Below are 12,585 nucleotides of genomic sequence, written 5' to 3' on the forward strand. Positions count from 1 at the left end.
CGGGGCTTTTTGCATTCCGGGGAAACCTTACAGGCCGGCAGCGGCGCGCAGGTCGGCGACCTTGTCGGTCTTCTCCCAGGTGAAGGTGCTGAAGGTGTCGTTGCCGACAGTCTTCTGTTGCGGCGTACGGCCGAAGTGACCGTAGGCTGCAGTTTCCTGGTACATCGGGTGCAGCAGGTCGAGCATCTTGGTGATGGCGTACGGACGCAGGTCGAACACTTCACGCACCAGCTTGATGATCTTGTCTTCGGCGATCTTGTGGGTGCCGAAGGTGTTGATCGAGATAGAGGTCGGCAGGGCCACGCCGATGGCGTAGGACACCTGGATCTCGCAGCGGTCGGCCAGGCCGGCGGCGACGATGTTTTTGGCTACATAACGGCCAGCGTAGGCAGCCGAGCGGTCAACCTTGGATGGGTCCTTGCCGGAGAACGCGCCGCCGCCGTGACGGGCCATACCGCCGTAGCTGTCGACGATGATCTTGCGGCCGGTCAGGCCACAGTCGCCCACCGGGCCGCCGATCACGAAGTTGCCGGTCGGGTTGATGTGGAACTGGGTGTCCTTGTGCAGCAGTTCGGCCGGCAGCGCGTGCTTGATGATCAGCTCCATCACGCCTTCGCGCAGATCGCTCAGCGACACTTCCGGGTTGTGCTGGGTGGACAGCACCACGGCGTCGATGCCGACCACTTTGCCGTTTTCGTACTGGCAGGTGACCTGGCTCTTGGCGTCCGGGCGCAGCCACGGCAGCAGGCCGGACTTGCGTGCTTCGGCCTGGCGCTGCACCAGGCGGTGGCTGAAGCAGATCGGTGCGGGCATCAGCACGTCGGTTTCGTTGCTGGCGTAGCCGAACATCAGGCCCTGGTCGCCGGCACCCTGGTCTTCCGGCTTGGCGCGGTCGACACCCTGGTTGATGTCCGGGGACTGCTTGCCAATGATGTTCATCACGCCGCAGGTGGCACCGTCGAAGCCGACGTTGGAGCTGGTGTAGCCGATGTCGCAGATCACATCGCGGACGATCTGTTCCAGGTCGACCCAGGCGCTGGTGGTGACTTCGCCGGCGACTATGGCCACGCCGGTCTTGACCAGGGTTTCCACGGCCACGCGGGCGTGCTTGTCCTGGGCGATGATGGCGTCGAGCACGGCATCGGAAATCTGGTCGGCGATCTTGTCCGGGTGGCCTTCGGACACGGACTCAGAGGTAAACAGGGAATATTCGCTCATCGATAGCTTTCCTATTGTTGGCCAGTAACTGGGGCCCGCAGGCCGATAGTGGTTAACGGTTTGGCAAAGTGCCGAACTTGAATCTGGAAGCCGTTGCGCAAGCCCACATACAGGCTTCCGCTCGGGGTGAGTGCGGCGGCACTGGCCCAGCGGGCCAGGTCGTCCTGTTCGAAACCCAGCCAGAGGTCGCCGCAGGCTTCGCGCGCCCAGCTCTGGTTGTGGCTGCACAGTTCGGTGATCAGCAGGCTGCCACCAGGCTTGACGCGTTGTGCCAGCTGTTTGAGCGCCTCGGCCGGGGCGGCGAAGTGGTGCAGCACCATGTTCAGCACCAGGCAGTCGGCGGCCGGGTAATCGTCCTGCAGGGCGTCGGCCAGTTGCAGCTGAACATTGCCCAGGCCTTCTTGCTCACAGCGCAGGCGGGCCAGCTCGAGCATGGCCGGGCTGTTGTCCAGCGCTGTGACCTGGGCGAAACGCTGCGCCAGCTCGGGCAGAAAGCCGCCATCGCCGGGGCCGATTTCCACGGCGCAGGCCGCGTCGGCAAAATCCAGGGCGTCGAGCAGGGCCAGCACGCTGTCGCGGTACTGCGGCAGGCCGGCGATCAGATCCTGCTGAGCCTGAAAACTCGCCGCCGTGCGGGCGAAGAATTCCTGGCTGGCGGCGGCGCGTTGACCGTGCACCTCGGCAATCCGCCCTTGCACCTCGACCGGCAACTGCAGGCTGTCGATCTCTTCGAGCAGGGCATTGTGCAGGCGGCTGCCCAGCTGTTCGCTCTGCGCCAGGGCGCGGCGGTAGAAGATTGCATTGCCTTCGCGGCGGGTGGCCACCAATCCGGCCTGGGCCAGCACCTTGAGGTGGTGGCTGATGCCCGACTGGCCGGTGGCGAAGATCTGCGCCAGTTCCAGTACGCCAAACGAGTCGTTGGCCAGCGCGCGCAGAATGTTCAGGCGCAGCGGGTCGCCGCTGGCCTTGCACAGGGCGGCGAGGGCATCGACAGGCTCGAAGGCCAGATGGGCGGCGCGCATATTCATAGGCTGGGCAGTCTAGTCGGTCACTTTTTATCCAGCAAGGGCAATATCAAAAAGTTTTGATATTGCCCTTGCTGGTGCTCAGTGCCTGTTCCACCTGCTCCAGCAGTGCGGCAGCGGCCGGGCTCAGGCTGTGCTCGCGCCGCCAGACGGCGTGCAGGTCGCGGCTGATCTGCAGGCCGCTGACGGGCAGGTGGCAGAGTTGTCCGCTGCGCAGCTCCTGTTGCACCGCCAGTTCGGAAATCCAGGCCACGGTCTGGCCGGCCAGCAGGCTGCGTTTCAGCGCCTCGCTGTTGCCCAGGGCCATGGCGATGCGCGGTTGCAGGCCGAGCGCCTGGTAGGCCTGCTCGAGGGTGGCGCGGGTGCCGGAGCCCTGCTCGCGGATCAGCAGGGCGGCGTCGGCCAGCTCAATCGGGCTGACGGCCGTCTGCCGGGCCAGTGGGTGGTTAGGGCTGGCGACGGGCAACAGCGCGTCAGTGCCGAGGTGGCGGTGGTTGAACTGTTCCGCGGCGAACGGCCCTTCGATAAACGCCAGGGTGATGGCGTTGTTCTCCAGCTGTTGCAGGCTGGCGGCGGTGTTGTCGATCTGCAAGCTCAATTGCAGGCCTGGGTATTGCTGATGAAACTGCGCGATCAGCGCCGGCAGCAAGTAACTGCCGAGGGTGGCGCTGGCACCCAGCTGCAGCTCGCCGCAGCCGAGGCTGGCGAAGGCCTGCAGGTCGCGCTCGGCGGCCTGCTCCAGGGCAAAGATGCGCTCGGCATAAGGCAGCAGGCGTTGCCCGGCGGCGGTCAGGGTGACGCCACGGCTCTGCCGGTCGAACAGCGGCAGGCGCAGGCGTGCCTCCAGCTCGCGGATCTCGCGGGTCACGGCCGGCTGGCTGATAAATAGGCGCGCGGCCCCGGCGCTGATGCTGCCGGTCTGGGCGATGGCGAGAAACACCTTGAGGTGATGCAAATTCATAAATAGAAGGTATGCCTTGTATCTTTTATATGTATTTTACCTATAGCACGGCTCTGCCTAATCTCCCAGCCATGGATCGCCATTGGCGATTGTCTGTGAGGAATGCCGTGATCTTGCGCCCCTTTACCCGTCTGCATGAGCCACTGGCCTTCGTGCGTCAGTTCACCCCCAACTGGTTTGCCATGACCATGGGCACCGGCGTGCTGGCCCAGGTGGTGGCCAGGCTGCCGCTGTCTTTCCCCGGGCAGATGCTGCTGGCCGAAGGCCTGTGGTGGCTGACCGCGCTGCTGTTTGGCCTGTTCAGTCTGCTGTTTGCCGCGCGCCTGCTGCTGTTTCGCGACACCCTGTGGCCGATGCTCGATCACCCGGTGCAGTCGATGTTCCTCGGTGCGATTCCCATGGGGCTGGTGCAGGTGATCAACGGCCTGCTGCTGTTTGCTGTGCCGGTGCAGGGCGCGTCCATCGTGCCGCTGGCCCACGGCCTGTGGTGGCTGGCGCTGGTGCTGGCCATCGGTGTGGCGCTGGGCGTGCCGTACCTGATGTTTACCCGCCAGCAGCATGTGCTGGAGACCCTGACCGGCGTCTGGCTGCTGCCAATTGTCGCACCGGAGGTGGTGGCCAGCGGCGCGGCGGCATTGGCACCGCATCTGGCTGCGGAGTCGGCGCAATTGCTGCTGAGTCTGGGCTATGTGCTGTGGGGGTTGTCGCTGAGCCTGGCGTTTGCCCTGATCGCCCTGGTGCTGCTGCGCCTGGCCTTGCACAAGTTGCCGGACATGGATTTTGCCGCCAGCAGCTGGCTGCCACTGGGGCCGCTGGCCACCGGCTGTCTGGGCCTGATCAGCCTGGGTCAGGCCGCGCCGCAGGCCTGGCAGGGGACGGCCTTGCAGGGCGCGGCCGAGCTGGCGCAGCAGTTGGGCCTGGTCGGTGGGCTGGCGCTGTGGGGCGCTGGGTTGTGGTGGCTGGTGGCGGCCAGTCTGTTTACCCAGCACTACATGCGCCGTGAGTTGCCGTTTAATCTGGGCTGGTGGGGTTTTACCTTCCCGTTGGGGGTGTTCACCCTGGCCACCTTTGCCCTGCAGCAGCTGACCGGGCTGGCCTTTTTCACCTGGATGGGCCTGTTGCTGGCAGCCAAACTGGCGCTGGTCTGGCTGCTAGTGATGCGCCGCACGTTGCACGGCCTGTGGCACGGCGAGCTGTTTCGTGCGCCTTGCTTGGCTGCGCAGGCGTCGATTTGAGGCGTCTGGCGGGGGCTAATTGCCGATTGTCTGGGGCTTAACGACCATCTGTGATTGCCCCCATGGCGCTGCTGGGCGAAAATGGCCGCCTTTTTCGACCCTCAGTTGCCCAAGCAGCCCCCGCAGGAGATTCAGTGATGCCCAGCCGTCGTGAGCGAGCCAATGCCATTCGTGCCCTGAGCATGGATGCCGTGCAGAAAGCCAACAGCGGCCACCCCGGTGCCCCGATGGGCATGGCGGATATCGCCGAAGTGCTGTGGCGCGACTTCCTCAAGCACAACCCGAGCAACCCGAGCTTCGCCGACCGTGACCGCTTCGTGCTGTCCAACGGCCACGGCTCGATGCTGATTTACTCGCTGCTGCACCTGACCGGCTACGACCTCGGCATCGAAGACCTGAAAAACTTCCGCCAACTGCACAGCCGCACTCCGGGCCACCCGGAATACGGCTACACCCCAGGCGTGGAAACCACCACCGGCCCGCTCGGTCAGGGCATTGCCAACGCAGTCGGTTTCGCCATCGCCGAGAAGGTCCTGGGCGCGCAGTTCAACCGCGACGGCCACCAGATCGTTGACCACTTCACCTACGCCTTCCTCGGCGACGGCTGCATGATGGAAGGCATCAGCCATGAGGTCTGCTCGCTGGCCGGCACCCTGGGCCTGGGCAAGCTGGTCGCCTTCTACGACGATAACGGCATCTCCATCGACGGTGAAGTCGAAGGTTGGTTCACCGACGACACCCCGGCGCGCTTCGAAGCCTACGGCTGGCAGGTGATCCGCAATGTCGACGGCCACGACGCCGACGAAATCAAGATGGCCATCGAGACCGCGCGCAAGACCAGCGAGCGTCCGACCCTGATCTGCTGCAAGACCACCATCGGTTTCGGTTCGCCGAACAAGCAGGGCAAGGAAGAGTGCCACGGCGCACCGCTGGGCAATGACGAAATCGCCCTGACCCGTGCCACCCTGGGCTGGAACCATGGCCCGTTCGAAATTCCGGCGGAAATCTACGCCGAGTGGGACGCCAAGCAGGCTGGTGCCGCCGCCGAAGCCGAGTGGGATCAGCGCTTTGCTGCCTACGCCGTCGCTCATCCGGAGCTGGCCAGCGAGTTCAAGCGTCGCATCAGCGGTGAGCTGCCGGCCGATTTCGCCGCCAAAGCCGCTGCCTATATCCAGGACGTCGCCGAGAAGGGCGAAACCATCGCCAGCCGCAAGGCCAGCCAGAATGCCCTGAACGCCTTCGGCCCGCTGCTGCCGGAGTTCCTTGGTGGTTCGGCGGACCTGGCCGGTTCCAACCTGACCCTGTGGAAAGGCTGCAAGGGCGTTTCGGCTGACGACGCTTCCGGCAACTATATGTTCTACGGCGTGCGCGAGTTCGGCATGAGCGCGATCATGAACGGCGTCGCCCTGCACGGTGGCTTCGTGCCGTACGGCGCGACCTTCCTGATCTTTATGGAATACGCGCGCAACGCCGTGCGCATGTCGGCGCTGATGAAAAAGCGCGTGCTCTATGTGTTCACCCACGACTCCATCGGTCTGGGCGAAGACGGCCCGACTCACCAGCCGATCGAGCAACTGGCCAGCCTGCGCGGCACGCCGAACCTCGACACCTGGCGTCCCTGCGATGCCGTGGAATCAGCGGTGGCCTGGAAGTACGCGATTGAGCGCAACGACGGCCCGAGCGCGCTGATCTTCAGCCGGCAGAACCTGCCGCACCAGTCGCGCTCTGCTCAGCAACTGGCCGATGTGGCCCGTGGTGGTTATGTGCTGAAAGACTGCGCTGGCGAGCCGGAGCTGATCCTGATCGCCACCGGTTCGGAAATCGGCCTGGCCATGCAGGCGGCTGCCAAGCTGCAAGAACAGGGCCGTCAGGTGCGCGTGGTTTCCATGCCATCGACCAGCGTGTTCGATGCGCAGGACGCCGGCTACAAGCAGGCCGTGCTGCCGCTGCAGGTCAGCGCGCGCATTGCCATCGAAGCCTCGCATGCCGACTACTGGTACAAGTACGTGGGCCTTGAAGGTCGCATTATCGGCATGACCACCTTCGGTGAGTCGGCCCCGGCCCCGGCGCTGTTCGAGGAGTTCGGCTTCACCGTCGAAAACATCCTGGAAACCGCCGCCGAGCTGCTGGACGCCTGATCCGGCGAATGATGGGTGATGCCGCTTGGCGGCTCACCCATCTTACGGCTCCCCATCGAGATCGCCATGTCCAAGCGCCCCTATCGAATTGCCCTCAACGGTTACGGCCGTATCGGCCGCTGCGTGCTGCGCGCGTTGCATGAGCGCGGTGCCGGGGCGCAGCTGGAAATCGTCGCGCTGAACGACCTGGCCGACCAGGCCAGCATCGAGTACCTGACCCGCTTCGACTCCACCCACGGGCGTTTCCCCGGTGAGGTACGGGTCGATGGCGACTGCCTGCACATCAATGGCGATTGCGTAAAGGTGCTGCGTGAAAGCACGCCGGAAGCCATCGACTGGGCCGCGCTGGATATTGACCTGTTGCTCGAATGCTCCGGCCAATACACCAGCCGGAGCGAGGCGCAGCGGTTTATCGATGCCGGTGCGCCACGGGTGCTGCTGTCACAGCCGATGAGCAGTGAGGCGGATATCGATGCCACGGTGGTGTTCGGGGTCAATCAGGATTGCCTGAGCGGCCGCGAGCAGCTGGTGTCCAACGCCTCCTGCACCACCAATTGCGGTGTGCCGCTGCTCAAACTGCTGAATGAGACGGTGGGCATCGACTATGTGTCGATCACCACCATCCATTCGGCGATGAACGATCAGCCGGTGATCGATGCCTATCACCATGAAGACCTGCGCCGTACGCGTTCGGCCTTTCAGTCGGTGATTCCGGTGTCCACCGGCCTGGCGCGCGGTATCGAGCGGCTGTTGCCGGAGCTTTCCGGACGTATCCAGGCCAAGGCTATTCGCGTGCCGACGGTGAATGTCTCGTGCCTGGATATCACCCTGCAGACCGCACGCGACACCAGTGCCTCCGAGATCAACAGGGTGCTGCGTCAGGCGGCCGAGAGCGGCCCGCTCAAGGGCCTGCTGGCCTACACCGAACTGCCGCACGCCAGCTGCGACTTCAACCACGACCCGCATTCGGCCATCGTCGACGGCAGCCAGACCCGCGTGTCCGGCCCGCGTCTGGTCAACCTGCTGGCCTGGTTCGACAACGAGTGGGGTTTTGCCAACCGCATGCTCGATGTCGCCGAACATTTCCTTTCCCTGACTACTCCAGCCCCCGTGAAGGACTGACCATGACTGTTTTGAAGATGACCGACCTCGACCTCGCCGGTAAGCGCGTGCTGATCCGCGAAGACCTCAACGTGCCGGTAAAAGACGGCGTGGTGAAGAGCGACGCGCGCATCCTGGCTGCACTGCCGACCATCAAGCTGGCGCTGGAAAAGGGCGCGGCGGTGATGGTCTGCTCGCACCTGGGCCGTCCGACCGAAGGCGAATTCAGCGAAGAGAACAGCCTGGCACCGGTCGCTGCCTATCTGTCCAAGGCCCTGGGCCGCGAAGTGCCGCTGGTCAAGGACTACCTGAGCGGCGTTTCGGTTGCGGCCGGCGACATCGTGCTGTTCGAGAACGTGCGCTTCAACAAGGGCGAGAAGAAGAACAGCGATGATCTGGCCCAGCAGTACGCCGCCCTGTGCGACGTGTTCGTCATGGACGCCTTCGGCACCGCCCACCGTGCCGAGGGTTCGACCCACGGCGTAGCCAAGTTCGCCAAGGTCGCTGCTGCCGGCCCGCTGCTGGCCGCCGAACTGGAAGCCCTGGGCAAGGCCCTGGGTGCACCGGCCCGGCCGATGCTGGCTATCGTTGCCGGCTCCAAGGTGTCGACCAAGCTGGATGTACTCAACTCCCTGGCCGATATCTGCGACTCGCTGATCGTCGGTGGCGGTATCGCCAACACCTTCCTCGCCGCCGCCGGCCTGCCGGTCGGCAAGTCGCTGTATGAAGCCGACCTGCTCGACACCGCCAAGGCCATTGCGGCCAAGGTCAGCGTGCCGCTGCCGGTCGACGTGGTAGTAGCCAAGGCCTTTGCCGAAGACGCCGAAGCCACCGTCAAGCTGGTTGCCGACGTGGCCGAGGACGACATGATCCTCGATATCGGCCCGCAGACCGCTGCGCTGTTTGCCGAAATGCTCAAGGCTTCCAGCACCATCCTGTGGAACGGCCCGGTCGGGGTGTTCGAGTTCGACCAGTTCGGCAACGGCACCAAGGCCTTGGCCCTGGCCATCGCCGAAAGCCCGGCGTTCTCTATCGCCGGTGGTGGCGACACCCTGGCCGCCATCGACAAATACGGCGTGGCCGAGAATATCTCCTACATTTCCACCGGTGGTGGCGCGTTCCTCGAGTTCGTCGAAGGCAAGGTGCTGCCGGCGGTTGAAGTGCTGGAACAGCGCGCCAAGTAATTAAGGAGTAATGGCCATGCTGAAGCCTGTTTCCCTGTTGCTGTTGTCCGGCCTGTTGGGCGCATGCGCCAGTCAGCCGGCCCCATCGGACAACTGGACGCGCTGGGTCTGCGACAGCCAGGCTGAAGTGCTGTGGCGCTTTGCCGACAGCAGCCGTGAGTCTGTCGATGTGCGCTTGGGTGGCGGCGATATCGTTTATCGCCTGACCGAGGAGCCGTCCGGCTCTGGCGTGCTGTACAGCGATGGCATGTTGTCCTTCCACACTAAGGGTGAAGAAGGGCTGGTGTACTGGACCGCCAATGACGACCTGATCGGCCGTGGCTGCAAGGCACCCTGAAACGACTTGAATGCAGGCTGGGTTCGCCCCCGGTCTGAATGACTTGAATAGCGCCTGCCCCTGCGGCAGGCTTGCACGATTAACCCCACCGGGAGACAGAACACCATGGCACTTATCAGCATGCGCCAGATGCTCGACCACGCCGCCGAATTCGGCTACGGCGTGCCGGCCTTCAACGTTAACAACCTCGAGCAGATGCGCGCGATCATGGAAGCGGCCGACAAGACCGATTCCCCGGTGATCGTCCAGGCGTCCGCCGGTGCCCGCAAATACGCCGGCGCGCCGTTCCTGCGCCACCTGATTCTGGCCGCCATCGAAGAATTCCCGCATATCCCGGTGTGCATGCACCAGGACCACGGCACCAGCCCGGACGTTTGCCAGCGTTCGATCCAGCTGGGCTTCAGCTCGGTGATGATGGACGGCTCGCTGAAAGAAGACGGCAAGACTCCGGCCGACTACGACTACAACGTCCGCGTCACCCAGCAGACCGTAGCCTTCGCCCACGCCTGCGGCGTGTCCGTGGAAGGTGAGCTGGGTTGCCTGGGTAGCCTGGAAACCGGTATGGCCGGTGAAGAAGACGGCGTAGGCGCCGAAGGCGTTCTGGATCACAGCCAGATGCTGACCGACCCGGAAGAAGCGGCCGATTTCGTCAAGCGCACCCAGGTCGATGCCCTGGCCATCGCCATCGGCACCAGCCATGGTGCCTACAAGTTCACCAAGCCGCCTACCGGCGACATCCTCGCCATCGATCGCATCAAGGCGATCCACGCGCGCATCCCCAACACCCACCTGGTGATGCACGGCTCCTCCTCGGTACCGCAGGAGTGGCTGGCGATCATCAACCAGTACGGCGGCGACATCAAAGAGACCTATGGTGTACCGGTCGAAGAAATCGTCGAAGGCATCAAATACGGCGTGCGCAAGGTCAACATCGACACCGACCTGCGTCTGGCTTCCACCGGTGCCATGCGCCGCCTGATGGCCACCAACCCGAGCGAGTTCGACCCGCGCAAATTCTTCGGCGCCACCGTGACCGCCATGCGTGACATCTGCATCGCCCGCTACGAAGCCTTCGGCACCGCCGGCAACGCCTCGAAGATCAAGCCGATCTCCCTGGAAGGCATGTTCCAGCGTTATGCCAAGGGTGAGTTGGCCGCCAAGGTCAACTAACTCCAGACGATCAGCTGCGCGTCGGCCCTGCTGCGTTAAAAACAGGCTCGGAATGCTCATGTACAACAGTACACTCCGCTTCCTCGCCTGTTTTTGCCTTGCAGGACTCTAGCTCGCAAGATCGTGCGTAATTTGTACCTAGAGCCCCGCCGATGCGGGGCTTTTTGTTATCCGGGAGGGATCTATGACGAGGTTTATCGTGCTGTTTGTCGTACTGACAGCGTTGGCCGGCTGCGTAAGCCAGCCGCCGGTGCCTGAGTCGGCTGCGCCCGTGCCTGTGGCAAGCGATCCGCAGCACTGTGATAGCCGTGCCGAGTGCACCACCAAGGTCTCGCGTACCCTGCTGTTCGTCTACGACTACGCAGCAGCCGGTGCGCCGCTGGTGCAGCGCGATGGGCGCTTGCTGTTTACTCCGGCCGGTGCACCACTCAGCGACTGGCCGGCCATCTACATCCGCCTGGCCGAGGCCGAGCAGAGCACCTTTGCCTTCAATGCGCAGTGCCGGGCACAGACCTGTCGCCTGCCGGTTGAACAGCTACTGCAAATTTACCGCAGCTACCTGGCGGACCAACCCTGCGCCTTCAGTACGGCGGCGTGCCGTATCGACTAACGCGGCGGCAGGCCGGCGAGAAACGCCAGAATTGCCGCCTGCACCCGTGGCGTGTCCTGCGGTGAGAGGATGTCGCCAGCGAGTACATGGTGCGAGGGATCCTGGGTGTCCTTGAGGGCAATCAGCTGTTTGTGCGGCGAGCCGAAGCGGGCAAAGGCGGCTTCGATGGCGGGGGCGCTGACCACCTGATCGTCCTGTGAATAGAGTGTAAGAATCGGTGTTTTGACCTGCTCCAGCGGTTGATCACGCACGTATTTCACCAGCGCCATCATCGGCAGCAGCGCCTGTGTCGGGTAGCGGTGACTCCAGTAGCGCGCTTGCTCGGCGTTACGCGGCTGCCATTGATGTTCCGAGCCTAGCAACAGAGGGACGAAGTGCGTGGCCCAGGGCCAGGTCAGTACGGTGGCGGCCGGGTCTTTGGGGGCAAAATTCGGCGACACCATGACGTAGGCCAGCACCTGCGGGTTATCGCCCTGCAAGGCCAGCCAGGTGGCCAGGGTGGCGCCAGTGGAGGTGCCGATCACCAGCACCTGTTTGCCTAAGCGCTGACCGATCTGCAGAGCCTCCTGACTGTCCTGCAACCAGTCGTGCACGCTGGCCTCGGCCATCGCGGCCTCGCTACGGCCGTGACCGGTGAGGCGGGTGTAGAACAGGTTGGCGCCTAGCTGCTGTGCCAGTCGGTCGCTGAGCGGTGCGGTTTCCTGGCGAGTGGCCGAGTAACCATGCAGGTAGATGATCGCCAGGTCGGTCTGGCGCTTATCCGGATGCGCCCAGACGATGGTTTTTTCCGCGCCGGGCGTGATATCCGCGTGGCGCGCTTCGCTTTCGCTCAGGTAGCGCTCAAGGTCGGCGGGCAGCTGGGCAGGCGTCAGTTGCGTGTCGACGGGCGGTACGGGACCGAGGCTAAATGCCACAACAAGCAGTGCGAGGCTCAGCGCACCAAGGGACAGGGCTTTTTTCATCGTGCGGTTCTTGTGTGAGTTGTTGTCAGCAGGATGGCTGTCACCATTCTGCTACAGCGCGGTGCCTGCTGCCATCGCCCATCCGTGTGCGTGGAAAAACCATGTAAAACACCGACTATCTGCGGGCGTGCAGGCTGGTCCATACTCGGCGCACCCTTGTTTCCGGATACTCGCCCGCATGCCAAGCAAACTCCGTACCCTGTTGTACTTTTTACTGGCCGTGCTGCTGGCGAGCGCGCTGGGCAGCGTGTTGCAGACCCAGTTCAACCTGGCCAACCTGCAAGCCCTCGGCGCGCCGATGTCGCTGAGCGTGAGGCTGCACACCACCGGCCTGGATCTGCTTGGTTTCAGCCCGACTTTCGCGGTGCTGGTGCTGCTCGGTTTCGTCTTTGCCTTGCCTAGCGCCAGCCTGCTGACGCGCAGTTGGCCCGCTGGGCGCTGGCTGTTGTTTGCCCTGGCTGGCGCACTGGCGGTGCTGGCGGCAATGGCATTGGCCAATGCGCTGTTGCCGATGCCAACCTTGATCGGCGCGAACCGCAGCCTGGCTGGCACCCTCGGCCTGATGGCCTGCGGCAGCCTGGGGGCGCTGTTGTTCGCCCGACTGGCGCGGCGCGCGCCGGCTGTTCACGCCTGACTCCTTCCAC

The 12,585-nt window shown here is 64.1% G+C and carries 12 protein-coding genes; 8 read left to right on the forward strand and 4 right to left on the reverse strand.

Annotated elements, in window-relative coordinates; all coding sequences use genetic code 11:
* Window positions 1-27: 27 nt before the first annotated feature.
* The 3 genes from metK to ACSQ17_RS12820 are packed head-to-tail and all read right to left on the reverse strand — an operon-like array spanning window position 28 to window position 3,204.
* Window positions 28-1,218 carry a methionine adenosyltransferase gene (gene metK / locus ACSQ17_RS12810; protein ID WP_436069054.1) on the reverse strand — a complete coding sequence of 397 codons (1,191 nt, stop codon included), beginning with the start codon at window positions 1,216-1,218 and terminating at the stop codon, window positions 28-30.
* Window positions 1,219-1,229: 11 nt separating this feature from the next.
* Complete coding sequence (locus ACSQ17_RS12815) at window positions 1,230-2,246, reverse strand: ArsR/SmtB family transcription factor (RefSeq protein WP_436069056.1); 1,017 nt, start codon at window positions 2,244-2,246, stop codon at window positions 1,230-1,232.
* Between the two features lie 46 nt (window positions 2,247-2,292).
* A complete protein-coding gene (locus tag ACSQ17_RS12820; RefSeq protein WP_436069058.1) occupies window positions 2,293-3,204 on the reverse strand; it encodes a LysR family transcriptional regulator in 912 nt (303 codons plus the stop codon).
* A 110-nt stretch (window positions 3,205-3,314) separates the two neighbouring features.
* Between ACSQ17_RS12820 and ACSQ17_RS12825 the strand changes: the two genes are divergently transcribed.
* The 7 genes from ACSQ17_RS12825 (at window position 3,315) to ACSQ17_RS12855 (ending at window position 10,979) form a co-directional block, all read left to right on the forward strand.
* Window positions 3,315-4,439 (forward strand): TDT family transporter, encoded by a 1,125-nt coding sequence (locus ACSQ17_RS12825; RefSeq protein ID WP_436070472.1) that lies wholly within the window; start codon window positions 3,315-3,317, stop codon window positions 4,437-4,439.
* A 137-nt stretch (window positions 4,440-4,576) separates the two neighbouring features.
* Window positions 4,577-6,577, forward strand: coding sequence for a transketolase (tkt, locus tag ACSQ17_RS12830; RefSeq protein ID WP_436069060.1), 2,001 nt, complete (start codon window positions 4,577-4,579; stop codon window positions 6,575-6,577).
* Between the two features lie 66 nt (window positions 6,578-6,643).
* Window positions 6,644-7,699 (forward strand): erythrose-4-phosphate dehydrogenase, encoded by a 1,056-nt coding sequence (gene epd, locus ACSQ17_RS12835; protein ID WP_436069062.1) that lies wholly within the window; start codon window positions 6,644-6,646, stop codon window positions 7,697-7,699.
* Window positions 7,700-7,701: 2 nt separating this feature from the next.
* Window positions 7,702-8,862: a phosphoglycerate kinase gene (locus ACSQ17_RS12840; RefSeq protein ID WP_436069064.1), complete on the forward strand. Its 1,161-nt coding sequence runs from the start codon at window positions 7,702-7,704 to the stop codon at window positions 8,860-8,862.
* A gap of 16 nt (window positions 8,863-8,878) precedes the next feature.
* Window positions 8,879-9,199, forward strand: a complete 321-nt coding sequence (locus ACSQ17_RS12845; RefSeq protein ID WP_436069066.1) for an MliC family protein — start codon at window positions 8,879-8,881, stop codon at window positions 9,197-9,199.
* A 105-nt stretch (window positions 9,200-9,304) separates the two neighbouring features.
* Complete coding sequence (gene fba, locus ACSQ17_RS12850; RefSeq protein ID WP_436069068.1) at window positions 9,305-10,369, forward strand: class II fructose-bisphosphate aldolase; 1,065 nt, start codon at window positions 9,305-9,307, stop codon at window positions 10,367-10,369.
* Between the two features lie 184 nt (window positions 10,370-10,553).
* Complete coding sequence (locus tag ACSQ17_RS12855; RefSeq protein ID WP_436069070.1) at window positions 10,554-10,979, forward strand: hypothetical protein; 426 nt, start codon at window positions 10,554-10,556, stop codon at window positions 10,977-10,979.
* Here the strand turns inward: ACSQ17_RS12855 and ACSQ17_RS12860 are convergent.
* The gene (locus tag ACSQ17_RS12860; RefSeq protein ID WP_436069072.1) at window positions 10,976-11,941 is read right to left on the reverse strand and encodes an alpha/beta hydrolase; all 966 of its coding nucleotides are present in this window, start codon (window positions 11,939-11,941) and stop codon (window positions 10,976-10,978) included. The two genes, ACSQ17_RS12855 and ACSQ17_RS12860, sit on opposite strands and share 4 nt — an antisense overlap.
* 178 nt (window positions 11,942-12,119) lie before the next feature.
* Between ACSQ17_RS12860 and ACSQ17_RS12865 the strand changes: the two genes are divergently transcribed.
* A complete protein-coding gene (locus tag ACSQ17_RS12865) occupies window positions 12,120-12,575 on the forward strand; it encodes a hypothetical protein (protein ID WP_436069074.1) in 456 nt (151 codons plus the stop codon).
* Window positions 12,576-12,585 lie beyond the last annotated feature (10 nt).

The organism is Pseudomonas sp. LjRoot71 (assembly GCF_964253255.1).
GTDB lineage: Bacteria > Pseudomonadota > Gammaproteobacteria > Pseudomonadales > Pseudomonadaceae > Aquipseudomonas.

Coding starts and splice junctions, on each gene's coding strand:
- ACSQ17_RS12840 (WP_436069064.1), top strand. CDS start 7,702: ATGACTGTTTTGAAGATGACCGACCTCGACCTCGCCGGTAAGCGCGTG.
- ACSQ17_RS12860 (WP_436069072.1), bottom strand. CDS start 11,941: ATGAAAAAAGCCCTGTCCCTTGGTGCGCTGAGCCTCGCACTGCTTGTT.
- epd (WP_436069062.1), top strand. CDS start 6,644: ATGTCCAAGCGCCCCTATCGAATTGCCCTCAACGGTTACGGCCGTATC.
- ACSQ17_RS12815 (WP_436069056.1), bottom strand. CDS start 2,246: ATGAATATGCGCGCCGCCCATCTGGCCTTCGAGCCTGTCGATGCCCTC.
- fba (WP_436069068.1), top strand. CDS start 9,305: ATGGCACTTATCAGCATGCGCCAGATGCTCGACCACGCCGCCGAATTC.
- ACSQ17_RS12855 (WP_436069070.1), top strand. CDS start 10,554: ATGACGAGGTTTATCGTGCTGTTTGTCGTACTGACAGCGTTGGCCGGC.
- ACSQ17_RS12845 (WP_436069066.1), top strand. CDS start 8,879: ATGCTGAAGCCTGTTTCCCTGTTGCTGTTGTCCGGCCTGTTGGGCGCA.
- tkt (WP_436069060.1), top strand. CDS start 4,577: ATGCCCAGCCGTCGTGAGCGAGCCAATGCCATTCGTGCCCTGAGCATG.
- ACSQ17_RS12820 (WP_436069058.1), bottom strand. CDS start 3,204: ATGAATTTGCATCACCTCAAGGTGTTTCTCGCCATCGCCCAGACCGGC.
- metK (WP_436069054.1), bottom strand. CDS start 1,218: ATGAGCGAATATTCCCTGTTTACCTCTGAGTCCGTGTCCGAAGGCCAC.
- ACSQ17_RS12865 (WP_436069074.1), top strand. CDS start 12,120: ATGCCAAGCAAACTCCGTACCCTGTTGTACTTTTTACTGGCCGTGCTG.